15 protein-coding genes are annotated in these 20,083 nt (G+C 71.1%); 6 read left to right on the forward strand and 9 right to left on the reverse strand.

Going from position 1 to position 20,083, the window contains the following annotated elements; all coding sequences use genetic code 11:
* Positions 1 to 10: 10 nt before the first annotated feature.
* From ABZS40_RS27875 to ABZS40_RS27885, 3 genes are all read right to left on the reverse strand, one after another.
* Positions 11 to 1,519, reverse strand: a complete 1,509-nt coding sequence (locus ABZS40_RS27875) for a hypothetical protein (RefSeq protein ID WP_354946448.1) — start codon at positions 1,517 to 1,519, stop codon at positions 11 to 13.
* A gap of 10 nt (positions 1,520 to 1,529) precedes the next feature.
* Complete coding sequence (locus ABZS40_RS27880; protein WP_354946449.1) at positions 1,530 to 1,970, reverse strand: hypothetical protein; 441 nt, start codon at positions 1,968 to 1,970, stop codon at positions 1,530 to 1,532.
* A 263-nt stretch (positions 1,971 to 2,233) separates the two neighbouring features.
* On the reverse strand, positions 2,234 to 4,234 hold the full coding sequence (locus tag ABZS40_RS27885; RefSeq protein WP_354946450.1) for a TIGR03960 family B12-binding radical SAM protein: 2,001 nt from the start codon (positions 4,232 to 4,234) through the stop codon (positions 2,234 to 2,236).
* 107 nt (positions 4,235 to 4,341) lie between these two features.
* Between ABZS40_RS27885 and ABZS40_RS27890 the strand changes: the two genes are divergently transcribed.
* The gene (locus ABZS40_RS27890; protein WP_354946451.1) at positions 4,342 to 5,574 is read left to right on the forward strand and encodes a hypothetical protein; all 1,233 of its coding nucleotides are present in this window, start codon (positions 4,342 to 4,344) and stop codon (positions 5,572 to 5,574) included.
* 42 nt (positions 5,575 to 5,616) lie between these two features.
* Here ABZS40_RS27890 and ABZS40_RS27895 read toward each other — a convergent pair whose 3' ends face one another.
* Both ABZS40_RS27895 and ileS read right to left on the reverse strand, forming a co-directional pair.
* Entirely contained in the window at positions 5,617 to 6,306 is a 690-nt protein-coding gene (locus ABZS40_RS27895; protein ID WP_354946452.1) for a lysophospholipid acyltransferase family protein, read from the reverse strand.
* A 105-nt stretch (positions 6,307 to 6,411) separates the two neighbouring features.
* Entirely contained in the window at positions 6,412 to 9,633 is a 3,222-nt protein-coding gene (gene ileS / locus ABZS40_RS27900) for an isoleucine--tRNA ligase (protein WP_354946453.1), read from the reverse strand.
* Positions 9,634 to 9,979: 346 nt separating this feature from the next.
* On the opposite strand from ileS, the gene ABZS40_RS27905 reads away from it, so the two are divergent.
* The 3 genes from ABZS40_RS27905 to sigJ all read left to right on the forward strand — a co-directional run bounded on the left by ABZS40_RS27905 (position 9,980) and on the right by sigJ (position 12,614).
* Positions 9,980 to 11,161 (forward strand): acyltransferase, encoded by a 1,182-nt coding sequence (locus tag ABZS40_RS27905; RefSeq protein ID WP_354946454.1) that lies wholly within the window; start codon positions 9,980 to 9,982, stop codon positions 11,159 to 11,161.
* Between the two features lie 137 nt (positions 11,162 to 11,298).
* Positions 11,299 to 11,739: a carboxymuconolactone decarboxylase family protein gene (locus tag ABZS40_RS27910; RefSeq protein WP_354946455.1), complete on the forward strand. Its 441-nt coding sequence runs from the start codon at positions 11,299 to 11,301 to the stop codon at positions 11,737 to 11,739.
* On the forward strand, positions 11,736 to 12,614 hold the full coding sequence (gene sigJ, locus ABZS40_RS27915; RefSeq protein WP_354946456.1) for an RNA polymerase sigma factor SigJ: 879 nt from the start codon (positions 11,736 to 11,738) through the stop codon (positions 12,612 to 12,614). The genes ABZS40_RS27910 and sigJ overlap by 4 nt, the downstream gene beginning before the upstream one ends.
* Positions 12,615 to 12,653: 39 nt before the next feature.
* Here the strand turns inward: sigJ and ndk are convergent, their stop codons facing one another.
* Positions 12,654 to 13,079, reverse strand: coding sequence for a nucleoside-diphosphate kinase (ndk, locus tag ABZS40_RS27920; RefSeq protein WP_354946457.1), 426 nt, complete (start codon positions 13,077 to 13,079; stop codon positions 12,654 to 12,656).
* Between the two features lie 142 nt (positions 13,080 to 13,221).
* Between ndk and ABZS40_RS27925 the strand changes: the two genes are divergently transcribed.
* Positions 13,222 to 14,727, forward strand: coding sequence for a VOC family protein (locus ABZS40_RS27925; protein WP_354946458.1), 1,506 nt, complete (start codon positions 13,222 to 13,224; stop codon positions 14,725 to 14,727).
* Positions 14,728 to 14,764: 37 nt separating this feature from the next.
* Here ABZS40_RS27925 and ABZS40_RS27930 read toward each other — a convergent pair whose 3' ends face one another.
* From ABZS40_RS27930 to ABZS40_RS27940, 3 genes are read right to left on the reverse strand one after another with little or no spacing between them, the layout of a single operon-like run.
* A complete protein-coding gene (locus tag ABZS40_RS27930; RefSeq protein WP_354946459.1) occupies positions 14,765 to 15,199 on the reverse strand; it encodes a DUF4233 domain-containing protein in 435 nt (144 codons plus the stop codon).
* Entirely contained in the window at positions 15,196 to 16,530 is a 1,335-nt protein-coding gene (locus tag ABZS40_RS27935; RefSeq protein ID WP_354946460.1) for a folylpolyglutamate synthase/dihydrofolate synthase family protein, read from the reverse strand. Before ABZS40_RS27935 ends, ABZS40_RS27930 begins: the two co-directional genes overlap by 4 nt.
* Positions 16,527 to 19,145, reverse strand: coding sequence for a valine--tRNA ligase (locus ABZS40_RS27940; RefSeq protein WP_354946461.1), 2,619 nt, complete (start codon positions 19,143 to 19,145; stop codon positions 16,527 to 16,529). Before ABZS40_RS27940 ends, ABZS40_RS27935 begins: the two co-directional genes overlap by 4 nt.
* A gap of 69 nt (positions 19,146 to 19,214) precedes the next feature.
* Between ABZS40_RS27940 and ABZS40_RS27945 the strand changes: the two genes are divergently transcribed.
* A complete protein-coding gene (locus tag ABZS40_RS27945) occupies positions 19,215 to 19,901 on the forward strand; it encodes a hypothetical protein (protein ID WP_354946462.1) in 687 nt (228 codons plus the stop codon).
* The last annotated feature ends 182 nt before the right edge of the window (positions 19,902 to 20,083 follow it).

Below are 20,083 nucleotides of genomic sequence, written 5' to 3' on the forward strand. Positions count from 1 at the left end.
CCGTCCATCCTCATCGAAGGACACCCGGGGACGCCCCGTCACCAGGGCCCCACGGATCGTCATCCTCAGTCAACCACGACGAGTGCTCGGAGCCGGTGCCACCGCCGTGCCCGGCGCCGCCCGCGCCGCCCGCGCCGCCCATCATGCCGCCGCCCATCATTCCGGCGCCGCCGACGCCGGCACCACGCGCGCCGCCCGCCATCCCGGCACCGGCACCGCCAGCGCTGGCGCCAGCGGCGGTGCGCAGCGCGTTCGCGGCGCTCGTCATCGGCGGCAGCTTTCCGTTGCCGCCACCCACCATGCCGGGGATGCCACCCACGCCGATGCCGCCGCCGGCGCCGCCGCCCAGGCCACCGCCAGCGCCGATCCCGCCGGCCGAGCCGACGCCGGCCCCACCTCCGAAACCACCGCCGGCGCCACCGAGGCCGGCGCTGCCGACCCCGCCACCGCCGATGCCGCCACCAAGACCGCCGACGCCACTCGGGCTGGCGCCGGCCAGACCGCTGCTGTAGCCGGTGTCGCCGTCCGGGTAGCCCGGATAGCTGGAGCCCGTCGACGGAGGTATGAGCTGACCGGTGCCGCCGGTGGGCGGGCCATCGCCGATCCCACCGGGCTTGGTCGGGGAGAACGGGTCGACGGTGGACGTCGGACCGCCCGTGTCGCCGATGCCCGGTGGCCTGCTACCGATCGTGGGGCCGCCACCACCGATGTCGGGCTTCCCGCCGAAGTCACCACCACCGATGTCGGGCCGCCCCGTCGGCGGGACCCGGGGGTCCCGCTCGACCTCGTCCGATCCGCCGCTTCCGTCCGGCCTGTTCACGGCGAGCTTCGGACGCTCGGTGTCGACGGCCAGGGGCAGCGGGGCCATCGCGCCGTTCGCGGCATTCTGGTTGTCCCGGTACCAGTTGTCCAGGTGGGCTCCGGTGTCCCACCAGCCGCCCCGCTTCTGGTCACCGGCCTGGCCGTCGACCTTCATTGTCGCTTCCAGGTCGTCGGCCTTGTCACGGAACGCGCCGTCGGCGTACGAGGCGGGGTTGTTCTGGTAGTCCTGGCGCAGCGCGGCGAGGAACCCCGACGAGCTCTCGCCGTCGCGGGCATCGTCGAGCTCGGTGCCGTTGGGCAGACTCCACTCGTTGAACCCGAAGTCGTCCATCAGTGGGATCGGGATCGTGGTGACCGACTTACGGATGTCGCCCTCGATCCGCGTCAACGCGCCGCTGACGTTGGTCGTGTCGGTGATCAGATCCTCGATCTGCTTGCCGATCTTGCCCAGGTGCTCGCGGTACGCGTCACCACCACTGCCCTTCCAACCGGCGAGCATCCCGGGCAGACCGCCGACGTGTGGGCGTTCCTGGCCCGTCGCGATCGGGCCGACGAACGACCGACCGACGAGCGCGTCCCGCAACTGTTGCAGGCCGCTGGAGAGATTGCTCCAGCCCGCTCCGACCGATCCGACCGTTTCCGGGTCGGCGGAGAGCGTCACCTCACGGACGCACCGCTCCCAGGTTCCTCCAGCCATGACGTCCCCCTCAGGCCGTGTACGGGTAGGTGGGTGCACCGCTGGCAGTGGGCGGCGGCGCCGCCTCGCCCAGCAGTCGCTCGATCTCCTTGCCGTTGGCGCCGTTACGCGCCTCGGTGTCGCGGAAGGCCTTGGCGATCTCCTCGGTGCCCTCCTTGAGCGCGGTGAGCTTCTGGGAGAGCGTCGTGAGGTGCGCTTCCACGTTCACCGTTGACGTCTCCAGGGCCCGCCACTGCATGCGGGCTTCCTCGTAGGCGCCGAAGGGGGTGCCGTTCGGAACGGTCTGGGCGTTGTTGCTGTCGCCCTTCATCCGCTCCTTGATGCGTTCCATCTCGTACTTGAGGGTGTCGTCGATGTACTGCCTGAGCCGCTCGATGTACGTGGCGGCCGCGTCCAGGTCTTCGACGCTGACCTGCAGGTCGCCGATGCTCGGCGGCGGGATGTTACCCATGCGCTTCCTCCCCCGTCCCCGACCCGCCGGGTCGGTCCATGTCAGACGCAGCGTATCGAGTCTGACCTAGTCGGGGCAGCCCCAGCCACCAGCACGTGGTACAGATGGCGGCCGATCTCGGGGATCGTCCGGTGCGGGCCACCGCGCGGCGCCGAGCCCGAACAGCGCCAACGGGCCCGCGAGACGCGGGCCCGTTGGGCGACATGTCGGATGTGGAGGGTGGTGAGGTCACCGCCGGCCGGCGCTGCCCGAAGGCAGCCCGGTCAGGGGTGCGAGTGCGAGTGGCCCGACGGGACCTTCATGCCGTTGCCACCCAGCGGGGTGAGCGGCAGCAGCTTCTTGCCGGTGGGGCCGATCTGGATCTCGGTGTCCATGGATGGGCAGACGCCGCAGTCGAAGCAGGGCGTCCACCGGCAGTCGTCCTGCTCGAACTCGCTGAACGAGTCCTGCCAGTCCTGCCAGAGCCAGTCCTTGTCCAGGCCCGAGTCGAGGTGGTCCCAGGGCAGGACCTCCAGCTCGTCGCGCTGGCGGGTGGTGTACCAGTCGAGGTCCACCCCGAACGCCGGCAGCGTCTCGGCCGCCGCGTCCACCCAGCGCTGGTACGAGAAGTGCTCGCTCCACCCGTCGAACCGGCCGCCGTTCTCCCAGACCTTGCGGATCACCGAGCCGACCCGGCGGTCACCCCTGGAGAGCAGCCCTTCGATGAGCGACGGCTCGCCGTCGTGGTAGCGGTAGCCGATGGCACGGCCCAGCGAGCGGTCCGCGTTGATGGCCTGCTTGAGGATCTTGAGCCGGTGGTCGATGACCTCCGGACGGTCCATCGCGGCCCACTGGAACGGGGTGTGCGGCTTCGGCACGAACCCGCCGATGGAGACCGTGCAGCGGATGTCCTTGGAGCCGGTCGCGGCCCGGCCGGCCCTGATCACCTCGTGCGCCATCTCGGCGATCTCGAGGACGTCCTCGTCGGTCTCGGTGGGCAGGCCGCACATGAAGTAGAGCTTCACCTGCCGCCAGCCGTTGGTGTACGCGGTGACGACCGTACGGATCAGGTCTTCCTTCGTCACCATCTTGTTGATGACCTTGCGGATCCGCTCCGATCCGCCCTCCGGGGCGAAGGTCAGCCCGGTACGCCGCCCGTTGCGGGACAGCTCCTGCGCGAGGTCGATGTTGAAGGCGTCCACCCGGGTCGAGGGCAGCGACAGCGAGACGTTGGTGCCCTCGTACTGCTGGGCGAGGCCCGAGCACATGTCACCGATCTCGGAGTGGTCCGCCGAGGAGAGTGACAGCAGGCCGACCTCGGAGAAGCCGGAGAACTCCAGGCCCTCGCGGACCATCTGCGCGACAGTGGTGATCGACCGCTCCCGCACCGGCCGGGTGATCATCCCGGCCTGGCAGAACCGGCAGCCTCGGGTGCAGCCCCGGAAGATCTCCACCGCGTACCGCTCGTGCACCGTCTCGGCCAGCGGAACGAGGGGCTTCTTCGGGTACGGCCAGGCGTCCAGGTCCATCGTCGTGCGCTTGTGCACCCGGAACGGCACGTCCGCCCGGTTCGGCACGACCCGCTGGATCCGGCCGTCCGGCAGGTAGTCGACGTCGTAGAAGCGCGGCACGTAGACGCTCTCGGTGCGGGCCAGCCGCAGCAGCAGCTCGTCGCGGCCGCCCGGCGAGCCCTCGGCCTTCCACTCCCGGACGATCGCCGTGATCTCCAGGACCGCCTCCTCGCCGTCACCGAGCACCGCGGCGTCGATGAAGTCGGCGATCGGCTCCGGGTTGAACGCGGCGTGCCCGCCGGCCACGATCACCGGGTCGGCGTCGGTGCGGTCGGCGGCCAGCATCGGGATGCCGGCCAGGTCGATCGCGGTGAGCATGTTGGTGTAACCCAGCTCGGTGGAGAAGGAGATGCCGAACACGTCGAACCCGCGCACCGCCCGGTGCGCGTCGACGGTGAACTGCGGCACGCCGTGCGTGCGCATCAGCGTCTCCAGGTCCGGCCAGACCGCGTACGTCCGCTCGGCGAGGGTGTCGGGCAGCTCGTTGAGCACCTCGTAGAGAATCTGCACGCCCTGGTTGGGCAGGCCCACCTCGTAGGCGTCGGGATACATCAGCGCCCAACGCACGGTGGCCGAGTCCCAGTCTTTCGTCACCGCACCCAACTCGCCCCCGACGTACTGGATGGGCTTGGAGATCTGGGGTAGCAGCGGCTCGAGCTGAGACCACACGGAGTTGGTCGCGGCCGCGCGCGGCGTCTTGGACGGGGCACTCATGATGCCCAAGGGTACGCGTTCGTCCGGCGGCGATCGCGCGCACGCCCGATCGGCGGTGGTGGCGGCGCGGTACTAACCTCGGGTCGGCGCGAGAGGAGATTGCCGCGATGCCGGAGCCCCAGCCGGGAGCACGGCCGGCCGACGGGAGCACCCCGGGCGCGGAGCCGGAGCGGGACCCGGCGGTCGCCGACGAGCCGACCTCCCCACCCGTACCCTCGGACCAGCCGGAACCCTCGGACCAGCCAGAAACCCCAGACCAGCCGGAACCTGCCGCCACCGCGGAGGTCCCGGCACCCAGGTGGAGCGGTTCGGCTCCGGTGCCGCCGCCGCTGCCACGCCGGTCCAGCTGGGGCGAGTCGGCCGAGCCGACCCCTCCCCCGCCGGTCTCCTTCGGGCCGCCGGAGCACCAGACGCCGGTCGACCCGTGGGCCGGCGTGGACACCGGCGGCTGGGACCTGCCCTCCCCCGAACTGCCCCCGCTGCCACCGACGATGTCGTATCCGACGCCGCCGGAGACCCGGCAGTGGTCCGGTCCGCCCGCTCCCCCGGCCGGTTCGCACCCCGTGCCGCCGCTCGCCGGGCCGCACCCGGTGCCGCCGCCGGCTGCCCCGCGCGCACCGCAGGCCATCGGACCCATGGTGCCGGCCCGACCGATGTCGCCACCCGCGCCACCCGCGCCGACGAAGGTGCCGAAGGTGCCGAAGCAGCGCCGGCGATCCACCGCGCCGCCACCACCGACGCCGCCGGGCTGGCAGGCCCCCAAGGGGTACGTGCCGGTACCGGTCCGTCGGCGACGCCGCTGGCCGTGGCTGCTGCTGCTCACCCTGGCGTGCTGCTGTGGCTGCCCCGCCTACTACGGGTTCCCGATCTCGGCCCAGTACCCGGCGCGCGCGGCACTGCCCGTCCAGGTGGACGACCTCAGCCTGCGGCAGGACGGCCGCAGCACGGAGACCGCCAAACAGTTGGAGAACGAGGTACGCAAGGAGCACTGGCTGGCCGAGGACACGTTCGCCGGCCTCTACGCCACGACGAGCGGCAAGCGGGTGACGGTCTTCGGCGGCACCGGCTTCCGACTGAGCCCCGAGTCGGACGCGGAGGCCGAGATCAGCCGGCTCACCGAGCGGTACGCGCTGGATGCCCCGGAGAGCGTGGACACCGGTGTACGGGGCAGGCACGAACGGTGTGCGGTGGGTAGCGCCGACGGCAGCGCCGTGGTGGTCTGCACATCGGTCGACCACGGCAGCATCGCCACCGGCGTGTTCACCCGACTCTCCGTCGCCGACAGTGCCGACCTGCTGGCCACCCTGCGCGCCCAGATCGTCCAACCCGAGCGGGGCTGAGCGGCGAAAGGCGGTAGCTGGGGCCGGGGCCCGCGGCCGGGGTCAGGCGTCTCGGGTCGGGTCCGGGTGGGCGCGCGGCGGGGCGTAGCGGGGCACGTACTCCTGGCCGGTGAGCTTCTGGATCTCACTCATCAGCTCGTCGGTCATCTGCCGCAGCGACGTGCGGTCGTCCGGTCGGCCGCTGAAGTCCAGCGGCTTGCCGAATCGAACCGTGATCTTGGCAGTGCCCGGCCGGGGCACCCGGGCACCGATCGGCTGCGCCTTGTCCGTGCCGATCATGCCGACCGGGATGATCGGCACGCCGGCCGAGATCGCCAGACGGGCCGCGCCGGTACGCCCGCGGTAGAGCTTGCCGTCCGGCGAGCGGGTGCCCTCCGGGTAGACCACCACCAGGTCACCGCCCTTGAGCGCCGGGATCGCCGCGTCGAACGCGGACAGCGCCGCCCGACCACCGGCCCGCTCGACCGGGATCGCGCCCAGGCCGGTGAGGACGAACTTGGAGATCGCACCCTTCACGCCGGCGCCCTTGAAATATTCCGACTTGGCCCAGAACGCCAGGTGCCGGGGCACGACCGTGCCGAGGAACAGCTCGTCGGCCACCGAGAGGTGGTTGCCGGCGAAGACCGCGCCACCGATCTCCGGCACGTGTTCCAGCCCCTCCACGGTCGGGCGGAACGCCAACCGCAGCGTGGGCGCCACGGTGAGCTTGCCGATGGTGTAGAGCAGGGGCACTGGTCCTCCGGCAGATCAGGTGCGAACAGGCGGTGTCACGGTAGCGGACGCCTCCATACCTCCCAGACGGAGGTGGTGAGGCGCCCGCACCCTGGCGATGGTCCGTTATACCCGGCGGACGACCACAGTTACCCGCTCACCATCGCCGACCTCGCCAGCGAAGCCCGCAAGGCCCTCAACGGCGGAGCCGCCCGGGCTCTCAACGGCGGAGCCGCCCGGGCCCTCGGTGAAGTCCACCGAGTCGGCCAGCACCTCCGCGGAGACGAAGTCGACGTACGCGGCCACCGCCGCGCGTACCTCGTCGGACGCCGACACCGACACCACGATCCGGTCCGAGACGTCCAGGTCGGCGTCCCGGCGGGCCTGCTGCACGACCCGCACCACGTCGCGGGCCAGCCCCTCGGCGGCCAACTCCGCAGTGACATCGGTGTCCAGCACCACCACGCCCTCGCCGCCGGGCAGCGGCGCGGAGTGCTCGGCGTCGGCCGCGACCAGGCGTAGCTCGTACTCGCCCTCGGCGAGGGTGACGCCGGCGGCCACCGGGGCGCCGTCGACCAGCTCCCACTCGCCAGCCTTGACCGCCTTGATCACCTGTTGCACCTGCTTGCCGACCCGCGGGCCGAGCGCCCGGGGCACCACCGTCAACACCTGCTCGCAGTACGCGGACAGCTCCGCGCTGAACTCCACCGTCTTCACGTTGACCTCGTCGGCGACCAGGTCGGCGAACGGCCGCAGCTGCTCCGCGACCGGCGAGGCCACTGTCAGCGTGGACAGCGGCAGTCGCACCCGCAGCCCCTTGGCCTTGCGCAGCGACAGCGCCGCCGAGGCGACCGCCCGCACGTTGTCCATCGCGGCGACCAGGTCGTGGTCGGCCGGGAACTCGCTCGCCTCCGGCCAGTCGGTCAGGTGCACCGAACGCTCCCCGGTCAGGCCACGCCAGATCTCCTCGGCGGTCAGCGGCGCGAGCGGCGCCACCACCCGGCAGAGGGTCTCCAGCACCGTCGACAGGGTGTCGAAGGCGTTGGCGTCACCGGACCAGAACCGGTCCCGGGACCGGCGCACGTACCAGTTGGTCAGCGCGTCCAGGTAGGACCGGACGGTGGCGCAGGCGCCCGAGATGTCGTACGCGTCCATCTGCGCGCCGACGGTCGACACCAGCTCGTTCGTCTTCGCCAGCACGTACCGGTCGAGCAGGGTGCCCGCGGCGTCCCCGCCGCCGGTCGGCTCGGCGTCGGTCTTCCGCTTGGCCCGGTACCCGTCGGCGTTGGCGTAGAGCGTGAAGAAGTACCACACGTTCCACAGCGGCAGCAGCACCTGCCGGACGGCGTCGCGGATGCCCGCCTCGGTGACCGCCATGTCCCCACCGCGCAGCACCGGCGAGGACATCAGCATCCAGCGCATCGCGTCCGAGCCGTACGCGTCGAAGGCGTGGTAGACGTCGGGGTAGTTGCGCAGGCTCTTGGACATCTTGCGTCCGTCCGAGCCGAGCAGGATGCCGTGGCTCAGGCAGTTGCGGAACGCCGGCCGGTCGAACAGCGCGGTGGCCAGCACGTGCATCGTGTAGAACCAGCCGCGGGTCTGCCCGATGTACTCGACGATGAAGTCACCCGGGTAGTGGTGCTCGAACCAGTCCGCGTTCTCGAACGGGTAGTGCACCTGGGCGAACGGCATCGACCCGGACTCGAACCAGCAGTCCAGCACCTCCGGCACCCGGCGCATCATCGACGCACCCGTAGGGTCGTCCGGGTTGGGGCGGACCAGGTCGTCCACCGCCGGCCGGTGCAGGTCGGTCAGGCGTACGCCGAAGTCCCGCTCGATGTCGGCCAGCGAGCCGTAGACGTCCAGGCGCGGGTAGTTCGGGTCGTCGGACTTCCACGCCGGAATCGGCGAGCCCCAGAACCGGTTCCGGCTGATCGACCAGTCCCGGGCGTTGGCCAGCCACTTGCCGAACGAGCCGTCCTTGATGTGGCCGGGCGTCCAGTTGATTTCCTGGTTCAGCTCGACCATCCGGTCCCGGAACTGGGTCACCGCGACGAACCACGACGACACCGCCTTGTAGACCAGCGGGGTCTCGCAGCGCCAGCAGTGCGGGTACGAGTGGGTGTAGGTGTCCTGCTTGAGCACCACCCCCCGGTCCTTCAGCTCCCGGATCACCGGCTTGTTGACGTCGAAGACCTGCTCACCCTGGTATGGCGGGACCAGCGCGGTGAACCGGGTGTGGTCGTCGACAGTGACGATGGTGGGGATGCCGGCGGCGTTGCAGACGTTCTGGTCGTCCTCACCGAAGGCCGGGGCCAGGTGCACGATCCCGGTGCCGTCCTCGGTGGTGACGAACTCCGCGCCGAGCACCTGGTAGGCGTTCTCCCCGGCCTGCTCGACGAGAAAGTCGAACAGCGGCGTGTAGCGGCGCCCGGCCAGGTCCCGGCCGTACACACTGCCGACCTGCTCGTAGCCCTCCAGCTCCTTGGCGTACGCGGCCAGCCGCGCCGCCCCCACCAGGTAGCGGGCGCCGTCGCGTTCGAGCACCGCGTACTCGATGTCGGGCCCGACGGCGAGCGCCAGGTTCGACGGCAGGGTCCACGGCGTGGTGGTCCAGACGCCCAGCTTGACCGGCCCGCGCACCAGCTCCGGCGCGGACTCGTCGGCGGTCAGCTCGAACCACACCGACAGCGTGGGGTCGTGCCGGTCCCGGTAGACGTCGTCCATCCGGGTCTCGGTGTTCGACAGCGGCGTCTCACAACGCCAGCAGTACGCCAGCACCCGGAAGCCCTCGTAGATCAGACCCTTGTCGTGCAGGGTCTTGAAGGCCCACATGACGCTTTCCATGTAGTCCAGGTCGAGGGTCTTGTAGTCGTTGGTGAAGTCGACCCACCGGGCCTGCCGGTTGATGTACCGCTCCCAGTCCTGGGTGAACTCCAGCACCGAGGTGCGGCAGGCCTCGTTGAACCGGTCCACGCCCAGGTCGATGATCTCGGCCTTGCTGGTGATGCCGAGCTGCTTCTCGGCCACCACCTCGGCGGGCAGGCCGTGGCAGTCCCAGCCGAAGCGCCGCTCGACGTGCCGGCCGCGCATGGTCTGGTAGCGGGGCACCACGTCCTTGACGTAGCCGGTGAAGAGGTGACCGTAGTGCGGCAGGCCGTTGGCGAACGGCGGGCCGTCGTAGAAGACGTACTCGTTCTTGCCGTCCGTACCGGCGGGGCGGGCCTCGATGCTGGCCTCGAAGGTCTTGTCGGCCGTCCAGTGCTCCAGCACCCGGCGCTCGACCGCGGGCAGGTCCGGGCTCGCCGGGACACCGGCGGCGGTCGGGTCGTGCAACGGATAGGCCATCGGGGGTCGCTCTCCTCATGCAGCTCACTCAACGTGGGTCTGCGAGGACGAACCTCCGGGTACGCCTGGAATGGCGCTCCCGGGTGGCCCGCGGTACCACCCCGCTTGGCGGTCAGGATCGACCGCCCGCTCATTACCGGCTGTGACGGGCCGCACCCGTCCGGTTCTACTGGGCCGGTTGCCCGGCTGTTCTTCCGGAGGCTCACCGGTGATGGCCGGGTCATCGCCTTACGGTGTCCAACGATACTCGACGCGCCCACCGCCACGCCTTCGAGTGACGGCGAACCCGACCAGGGGCGGGAGAGCCGCCTTGACGCGTTGTGTGCCGCTCCCCAGAATTCAGCGGGTGTCCACCATAAGTTACGCCGAATACCGCGCGATGCGCCGGTTTCCTGCCCTCGACGGGCTCCGTGCGATCGCCGCGGTGATCGTCGTCGCCTTCCACTTCGGGGGGCCGCGATGGACCTGGCTCTCCGGCTGGGTGGGCGTTCAACTGTTCTTCGTGCTCTCCGGCTTTCTGATCACCACGCTGATGCTGCGCGAGGAGGAGTCGCGGGGGCGGGTGTCGTTGCGCTCCTTCTACGTCCGGCGCTTCTTCCGGATCCTGCCGGTCTACCTGGTGGTGCTCGCCGCGACGTACGCCCTCGCGCACCTCAACGGCGCCAGCACGAGGCTCCGCGAATCGATGCCGTACTACCTGCTCATGGTCAACGAGTTCGCGCCGAACCAGGCGTTCCCGCACTCCTGGACGATCGCGATCGAGTGGAAGTTCTACCTGGTGTGGCCGCTGCTCGCCTTCGTGTTCGTCCGTGCCGCGTTTCTGCGCCGGATGGCGGTGACGGTGCTGGCCATCGCCGCTCTGGTCGCGCTGATCCCGTTCGAGAAGGACTGGCCCTACTGGCCGATCCACTACGTGTCGATCCTGGTGGGCTGCCTGCTGGCGGTCGTCCTGCACCACCCCCGGGGGTACGCGCTGTTCCGGCCGTTGACCAGCCCCGTGGCGTCGCTCGCCGTAGTCGTCGGGTTCGTCGCCGTGCACCTGGCGCTGCCGTACTGGCCGCCCGCCGCGGACGGCCACGCGGAGTCGATGATCGGCGTGTACGCGGTGGCCGTGGCGCTACTGCTCCCCGCCATGCTGGCCCCTGGCCTGCCGACGAAACTGCTCTCCTGGCGACCGCTGGTGTGGGTGGGCGAACGCTCCTACTCGCTCTACCTGGTGCAGTACCTCGCCATGACGACGGTGATCGCGCTGGTCCCGTCGTACGCCGGGCACAGCACCCGGTTGTTCGTGGCCACCACCGTGGTCGGCCTGCTCGCCGCCGACCTGCTCTACCGCTGGGTGGAGCAGCCGATGATCGGGGCGGGACGCCGGTTCTCCGGACGGGGAAGGGCGGCCCCCGGCACCCCGCCCGCGGCACCGGCCTCCGCACCAGCACCCGCCGCGCCGATGTCCGCCACGGCCGACGACCCGTCCGAGCGCACGGTGCCCGCCCTGCCGATCCTCACCCCCGGCGGCGACCGCCGCTGATCATGAGGTGAAGCGGCGCGTGCACGAAGGCCGCCTGCGGCCCGAATGTGGCGGCATGAGCGAGGTCACAACCCTGGTTGTCACGACCCGCCCCGGCCCGGCCGTCATAACGGTGTCGGACCGATCAGGAGGTAGTCGTGCAACGGATGAACCCGGCCGAGGTCGCACCGCAGGCGTACAAGGCCGTCATGGGGTTGGAGAAGTACGTCCAGGCGAACGTCGACCGCACAGTGCTGGAGCTGGTGAAGCTGCGGGCGTCGATGATCAACGGGTGCGCGTACTGCGTGGACATGCACAGCCGGGACGCGCTCGCGGACGGCGAGTCGAGCCGGCGGCTGTTCGCTGTCGCCACCTGGCGGGAGGCGCCCTTCTTCGACGAGCGGGAGCGGGCCGCGCTGGCCCTCACCGACGCGGTCACCCGGCTCGGCGAGCACGGGGTGCCGGACGAGGTGTGGGATGACGCCGCGAAGGTCTGGTCGGAGAAGGAACTGGCCGACCTGGTCATGGCGATTGCCACAATCAACGTGTGGAATCGGATCGGCGTGACGTTGCGGCTGGAGCCCCCGGCCCAGGTGTGACCACCGAGGCGGCAGCAGAGGCGGCCGGTGCGCTCGATGCGCACCGGCCGATGCTGCTCGGGCTCGCGTACCGCCTGCTCGGCAGCCGGCACGACGCGGAGGACGTGCTCCAGGAGGCGTACCTGCGCTGGCTGGGTGTGGACCGGGCGCGGGTCGAGGAGCCGCGCCGGTACCTGTCCCGGGTGGTCACCCGGTTGGCCCTGGACCGGCTGCGCGCCCGGCAGGCGGCCCGCGAGACGTACGTCGGGACGTGGCTGCCCGAGCCGGTGCCGACCGCGCCCTCGCCGTTCGGGCCGTTGGACCGGGTGGAGCTGCGCGACTCGCTCTCCACCGCGTTGCTGCACGTCCTGGAGCGGCTCACCCCGCCGGAGCGGGCGGTGTACGTCCTGCACACGGCCTTCGACCTGCCGTACGCGGAGATCGCCGAGATCCTGGACCGGTCCGTCGCCGACTGCCGGCAGTTGTCCCACCGGGCGACCGCGCGGGTACGGCAGGAGCAGCGTCGGTTCACCGCCAGCCGTCCGGAGCGGGAGCGGCTGCTGGACGCGTTCCTCGCCGCCGCCCGCGACGGCGACCTGGCGAGGCTCACCGACCTGGTGGCCGCCGACGCCGCCGCGTGGAACGACGGCGGCGGTCGGGTGCGGGCCGCCCTCAACCCGGTCACCGGCGCGGACCGGATAGCCCGGTTCTACGTCGGGGTCTACGGCCCGCGTCATCGAGTGACGATGGATCCGGTCGAGCTCAACGGGGAACCGGCGATGCTGATCACCCGTGCGGACGGCAGTCGGTACACGCTGACCATCGCCGCGGCCGACGGACGGATCACCGGGATCTACGTGGTCGGCAACCCGGCGAAGGTGCCGGCGGTCGGCTGAACCCGGGCGTCGTCTCGGTCGGCCCCGGTCGGGTGGCCGTCAGCCCAGCTCGGGGAACCAGAGCGCGATCTCGCGCTTGGCGCTGTCCGTCGAGTCGGAGGCGTGCACCAGGTTCTCCCGGTTGGACAGCGACAGGTCACCCCGGATGGTGCCGGCGACGGCCCTGCGCCCGTCGGTGGCGCCGACCAACCCGCGGACCACGTCGATGACCTGGTCGCCGGAGAGCACCAGGGCGACCAGCGGGCCGCCGGTCATGAAATCCTTCAGCGGCGGGTAGAACGCCTTGTCGACGTGCTCGGCGTAGTGCTCGTCGGCGAGCGCGGCGTCCATCGTCCGGTGCGCCATCGCGTCGATCCGCAGCCCCTTGCGCTCGAAGCGGGAGAGGACCTCGCCGACCAGGCCGCGGCGGACCGCGTCGGGCTTGATCAGAACGAGGCTGCGCTCATCCGGGCTGTTGCTGGACACGCTGGGTTCCTCCTGTACGCGCTGAACGCTTGGGATCGGTACGGTCAGCCTAGCGACCCGGTCCCGGCGCCGGCGCGGCGGCCGGTCTTTCCCCCGGTGGCCGATCCGGCCTAGCCTGGCCCTGACCCCCGGGAGGTCCACTGTGGCGAATGGCGGGAACCGACCCATCGCGCCGGTACGCAAGCTGATCGGCACGGTGCTGGGCACCGTGGCCACGTTCGTCGTCCTGTTCGGGCTGGGCATGACCAGTTGGGCCATCGTGGCTCTCGGGGTCGCCCTGCTGGTGCTGGCGATCGCGCTGGCGACCGTACGCGGCGGCGGTCGCACCTGGGTCGTCGGCGTCGGCCATGTGCACAGCGCCTCCGAACCACCAACCCAGTACGCGTTCGGCCGCTGCGAACTGCAACTGGTGCTCGACGCCCCTGGCCTGCCACCACGGTCCAAAAAGATCATCGAGCCGAGGGTGCCGGTCTCCAAGTGGCCGTCGCTGGGCCAGACCCTGCCGATCCGGGTCGCTCTGGACGACCAGCGGCACGTCAAGGTCCTCTGGGACGAGGTGCCCACCCACGCCGAGACCGCCGCTGCCGTCGCCGATCTCCCGCCGGAGTTCGCCGAGGCGGAGGCGATGGACGATCTGCTGATCCAGCAGGACGCGCCGCCGTGGGCCGACCGGGCACCCGATGACGACTTCCGCGACGACTTCCGCGACCCGGTCGGCGACCCGTTCCGGGACCCGCTCGGTGACCCGCTGCGCAGCGACCCGCGGCGCGACGACCCTCGGCATGACGACCTGCGGCGTGACGACAACCGGCGCGACGACCCGGGCGTCATGCCCGAGGAGCGTGAGCCCGTGGTGATGCACCAGAGCCCGGGTGGCCCGGTGGTGTTGGAGGGCGTCGTCGTCGAGCCGCAGGCCGGTGGGCTGCCCCGACGGGCGACTACTCCCGCACCGCGCCCGCCCGCCGAGGAGCGCTTCGACGAGCCCGCGGCCGACCGGTTCGACGCGTCGGAGGCGGGCGGCGCGACCGCCCCACCCGCCGAGGACCCCGTCGACCAGCCCAGCGCGCAGCGCTTCGAGCAGCCCAGCGCGCGGCGCTTCGACCCTCCGCCCGCGCAGCGGTCCGGCCCCGGCGCGGTCGACCCGCTGGACCCACTCGATCTTCCACTGGACGATCCCTCCCCGGCCGGCGCCGCACGCGCGACAGTGACCGACGAGGAACTGGACCAGGCGATCTTCGGGTTCGACACCGACTCGGCCGCGGACCCGACCGGGCCGATCAGCGGGGTGGGCCTCACCCTGCTGGTCACCGACCTGCCCCGGTCGCTCGGCTTCTACCGCGACGTGCTCGGCTTCAGCGAGGTCGACCAGGGTGCTCACAACGCGGTCCTCGCCTCCGGGACGACCCGCATCGTCCTGCGCGAGGTGACCGGGGCGGCGCCCATCAGCCGCCGACTCGTGCACGTCAACCTCGAGGTGAACGACATCGAGGCGGCGTACGAGCGGTTGCGCGAGTCGGGCGTCCGCTTCACGTACGCGCCCCGGGTGGTCAACCGCGGCACCAAGCTGGAGGTGTGGGCGGCGGCCTTCCGCGACCCGGACGGCCACGGCGTCGCGCTCACCCAGTGGCGCGAACGCGCCGACGCCTGACCGGCCCGTCTTCGGACGGCGCCGGCCGGGTCCGGCATCAGCCGAGAATGACGCGGCGAACGTGCAACGCGTACGCCCAGACCAGGGCGAAGATGACGCCCAGCCCGAGCAGCGACCAGTGCAGCAGTCCGCCCAGCAACAGCAGGCCCTGGAGCACTGTGCCGGCGTTCCAGGCCCACTGGCGACGCATCATGCCGGCGAGCACCACGGCGGCCACCGCCAGTGCCACGACCGCCCCGATCGCGGCGCCGCCCAGGTCACCGCCGACCACCCGGATCGGCTGGATCGCCAGCAGCAGCACCAGCGCCTCCAGACTGAGCGTGCCAGCGCCGAGACCGCGTACCGCCCGCTCCGGGTTGCGTAACCCGGAGCGTCGCGGTTGCCCGGCCGTGGGCTCCTCCCCCGCCGGCTGCTCGACCGGCGGACCGGTCGGGTCCTCGGTGGGGCGCGGGTCCCGCTCCGGGCTGGTCATCGCTTCAGCAGCCGACGGGCGTCGGCGACCGTCACCACCGAACCGGTGATCAGAACCCCGACCCCGCTCAGCTCACCGGGGACGTCCTCCTCGGCCATCGCCACCGCCAGCTCGATCGCATCCGGCATCTCCTCCGCCGAAGCCACCCGCTCCTCGCCGAAGATCTCGGCGGCCAGCGGGGCGAGTTCCTCCGTCGGCATCGCCCGTGGCGAGCTGTTGCGGGTGACCACCACCTGGTCGACCACCGGCTCCAGCAACTCCAGCAGCGCTTCCGCGTCCTTGTCTGCCAGTACGCCGATCACGGCCACCAGCTTGCTGAACGCGAACTCCTCCTGGAGCGCGGTGACTGTGGCCTTCATGCCGTGCGGGTTGTGCGCACCGTCCAGCAGGATGGTCGGGGCGTTGCGGACCCGCTCCAGCCGACCCGGGGAGCTGGTCGAGGCGAAGCCCTCCCGGACCGCCTCGATGTCCAGCTGACGTCGAGCCCCCGCACCCAGGAACGCCTCCACGGCGGCGAGCGCCATCGCCGCGTTCTGCGCCTGGTGGGCACCGTGCAGCGGAATGAACACGTCGTCGTACACGCCGCCCAGCCCCTGGAGGGTGAGCACCTGACCGCCGACCGCGACCGCCCGACCCAGCACGCCGAACTCGCCGCCCTCCCGAGCGAGCGTGGCCCCGACCTCGGCGCAGCGTTCGAGGAGGGGCCCAGCGGCCTCCTCCTCCTGGGCCGCCGAGATCACTGTGGCCCCCGGGTGGATGATGCCGGCCTTGGCCAGCGCGATGTCCTGGAGCGTGTCACCGAGCCACTCGGTGTGGTCCAGGCCGATCGGGGTGATCACGCAGACCCCCGCCTGGAGGACGTTCGTGGCGTCCTCGGCGCCACCGAGGCCGACCTCGACCACAGCGATGTCGACCGGCGCGTCGGCGAACGTGGCGAACGCCAGCGCGGTGGTCATGTCGAAGTACGTCAGCGGCTCGTCGGATCGCGCGTCGACCAGCTCGGCCAGTGGCTTGATCTCCCGGTACACCGACGCGAACCGTTCCTCGCTGACCGGCTCCCCGTCCAGGCTGATCCGCTCCCGGACGGTCTCCAGGTGCGGGCTGGTGTACCGCCCGGTGTGCAGCCCGTGCGCCCGCAGCAGCGAGTCGATCATCCGCGCGGTGGAGGTCTTGCCGTTGGTGCCGGTCAGGTGGATCGCCGGGTACGCCCGCTGCGGGCTGCCGAGCAGGTCGAGCAGCGACTCGATCCGGTCCAGCTCGAAGACCATGCGGGTGAAACCGCGGGCGTTCAGCTCGGCCTCGACGGCGGCGAATTCGTTACGGTCGGTCACGAGGGCAGTGTCTCCAGAGCAGCGTTGATCCGGACCAGGTCGGCCTCGGCGGTGGCGAGCCGGTCGCGGATCTTCGCGACCACCGGCTCGGGGGCCTTGCCGATGAAGGCCGGGTTGTCGAGCTTCGCCCGGGCCTGCGCGACCTCCTTCTCGGCTGCCGCGTGGTCCTTCGTCAGCCGGGCCCGCTCGGCGGCCACGTCGATCGACCCCCGGGTGTCCAACGCGACACCGACCGCGCCGGGCATGGCCAGCGTGGCGCTGGCCTGGAAGTCGTCACCGGCCGGATCCAACCGGACCAGCGAACGGATCAGCGGCTCGTGGGCGGCGATACCCGCGCCGGACAGCCCGTCCAGGCGGGCAGCCACCCGCTGCGTGGGGCGCAGCCCCTGGTCGGAACGGAACCGGCGGATCTCGGTGACCACCCGCTGCACGCCGACCAGCTCGGCCTCGGCGGCGTCGTCGACCAGCGACCGGTCGGCCACCGGCCAGGCGGCGGCCTGCACCGTCTCGCCGCCGGTCAGCGCGAGCCACAGCTCCTCGGTGACGAACGGGATGACCGGGTGCAGCAGCCGCAGCAGCTGGTCGAGCACGTGCCCGAGCACCCGGCGGCTGGCCTCCGCGCGCTCACCGCCCTCGGCGAGCACCGGCTTGCTCAGCTCGACGTACCAGTCACAGACGTCGTCCCAGGCGAAGTGGTACAGCAGGTCGCACACCTTGGCGAACTCGTACGCCTCGAACTGCTCGTCGACCTCGGCGGTGACGTGCGCCAGCCGGGACAGGATCCACCGGTCGACTGTGGAGAGCTGCTCGGTGGGCGGCAGGTCGCCCGTGGTGTGCGCGCCGTTCATCAGGGCGAACCGGGTGGCGTTCCAGAGCTTGTTGCAGAAGTTGCGGGAGCCTTGGCACCACTCCTCGCTGACCGGGACGTCCTGGCCGGGGTTCGCGCCCCGCGCCAGGGTGAACCGGGTGGCGTCCGCGCCGTACCGGTCGATCCAGTCCAGCGGGTCGACCACGTTGCCGAACGACTTCGACATCTTCTTGCCGAACTGGTCGCGCACCATGCCGTGCAGCGCGACCACGTCGAAGGGCGGCCGGCCGTCCATCGCGTAGAGGCCGAACATCATCATCCGGGCGACCCAGAAGAACAGGATGTCGTACCCGGTGACCAGCACGCTGGTCGGGTAGAACTTCGCCAGGTCCGGGGTCTGCTCGGGCCAGCCCAGGGTGGAGAACGGCCACAGGCCGCTGGAGAACCAGGTGTCCAGGACGTCCTCGTCCTGGTGCCAGCCCTCGCCGGTCGGCGGCGCCTCGTCGGGGCCGACGCAGACGATCTCGCCCGCCGGGCCGTACCAGACCGGGATGCGGTGCCCCCACCACAGCTGGCGGGAGATGCACCAGTCGTGCATGTTGTCGACCCAGGCGAAGTAGCGCTTGGCCAGCTCGGCCGGCTCGATACGGACCCGGCCGTCGCGCACCGCGTCACCCGCGGCCTGGGCCAGGGGGGCGGTGTTGACGAACCACTGCAACGACAGCCGCGGCTCGACGGTGGTCTTGCACCGCGAGCAGTGCCCGACCGCGTGCACGTACGGGCGCTTCTCGGCGACGATCCGGCCCTGCTCCCGCAGCGCCGCCACGATCGCGGGCCGCGCCTCGAACCGGTCCAACCCCTCGAACGGGCCGGGCACGGTGATCACGCCACGCTCGTCCATCACGGTCAGCGCGGGCAGGTCGTGCCGCTGGCCGATCTCGAAGTCGTTCGGGTCGTGGGCCGGGGTCACCTTGACCATGCCGGTGCCGAAGGACGGGTCGACGTGCGCGTCGGCGACGATCGGGATCCGGCGGCCGGTCAGCGGCAGCTCGACCTCGGTGCCGATCAGGTGCTGGTAGCGCTCGTCGTCGGGGTGCACCGCCACGGCGGTGTCGCCGAGCATCGTCTCGGCCCGGGTGGTGGCCACCACGACCTCGTCGCTGTAGCGGATCGAGATCAGCTCGCCGTCGTCGTCGGTGTGCTCGACCTCGATGTCGGAGAGCGCCGTGAGGCAGCGCGGACACCAGTTGATGATCCGGTTGGCCCGGTAGATCAGGCCGTCGTCGAAGAGCTTCTTGAAGATCGTCTGGACGGCGCGGGTCAACCCCGCGTCCATGGTGAAGCGCTCGCGGTCCCAGTCGACGGAGTCGCCGAGGCGGCGCATCTGGCCGAGGATGGCGCCACCGGACTCGGCCTTCCACTGCCAGACCCGCTCGACGAACTTCTCCCGGCCGAGATCGTGCCGGGACAGCCCTTCGGAGGCGAGCTGGCGCTCGACCAGGTTCTGGGTGGCGATGCCGGCATGGTCCATGCCCGGCAGCCACAGCGCTTCGAAGCCCTGCATCCGCTTACGCCGGGTCAACGCGTCCATCAGCGTGTGCTCGAACGCGTGGCCCATGTGCAGCGAGCCGGTGACGTTCGGCGGCGGGATGACGATGGTGAAGGGGGGCTTGTCGCTGTCGGCGGAGGCCCGGAAGTGCCCGCCGGCTACCCACTGCTCGTACCGTCGCTGCTCTACCTCACCGGGCTGGTACTGGCCGGCAAGGGTCGGGGCGTCGGGGCGTCGGGCATCCAGTCTCTCGGTCACCGGACAAGTCTACGGAGGGCTTTCGCGGACCTGACGTGCGCCACCTACCGTTCGCGTACGGTGTCGGCTATGTCCGACGCACATCTCACCGAGCGGTCGCGCGACGCCGGCCGCGAGCCGGTCGAGCTGACCGAAGAGCCGATCCAGCTGAGCACCCGGGACTCCGGAGGAGACCCCGACGAGCGGCCCAGCGGCTGGTCACGCCGCCGCAAGATCGGTTGGACGGTCGCACTGGTGGTCGGTCTCGCCGGCGCCGGGGTGCTCGGTGTCGGTGGGTGGCGGGTGGCGCAGCAGAAGGACACCCAACTGGCCTCACCCGATCGTGTTGCGGGTCTGACCCGCGACGACAGCGAGCGGGCTAAGAGCACTGCCGACTATCTGCGCAGCGGCCTGGCGGCGAACATCGAACTGGACCGCAGCTTCGGCACTGTCTACCGCGACCCGGCCGACGACAAGCGCTCGGTGCTCATCTTCGGGGGCACCACACTGCTCTGGCAGCCGGAACGGGACCTGGACAGCCTCTTCCGCCTGATGTCGGACGAGACCGGTGCGGTGGACGGTCTGCGGGAGCTGCCCGCGGGCGATCTCGGCGGTGTGCTGAAGTGTGGCAGCACCAGCGGTGAGGGTGGCGACTTCGCGGTGTGCGGCTGGGCCGACCACGGCAGCGTGGTGATGGCGATGTTCCCCGGCCGGTCGGTCACCGACGCCGGCGGCCTGCTGCGCAACCTCCGTAACGGCATGCAGACCCGAGACTGACACCGCAACATCCTGGTTGTAGGGGTATCAACCCGTCGGTGAGGCCACTACAACCACGATCGGGCATGACCGTGCCGGCTTGAGGGCAACGCAGATTAGGCCACCCCCGGTGGGGGTGGCCTAATCTGGAAGATTGTCCGGCGGCGTCCTACTCTCCCACACCCTCACGAGTGCAGTACCAT

This window comes from Micromonospora sp. NPDC005324, assembly GCF_040607155.1.
Taxonomy (GTDB): Bacteria; Actinomycetota; Actinomycetes; order Mycobacteriales; family Micromonosporaceae; genus Micromonospora; species Micromonospora trifolii.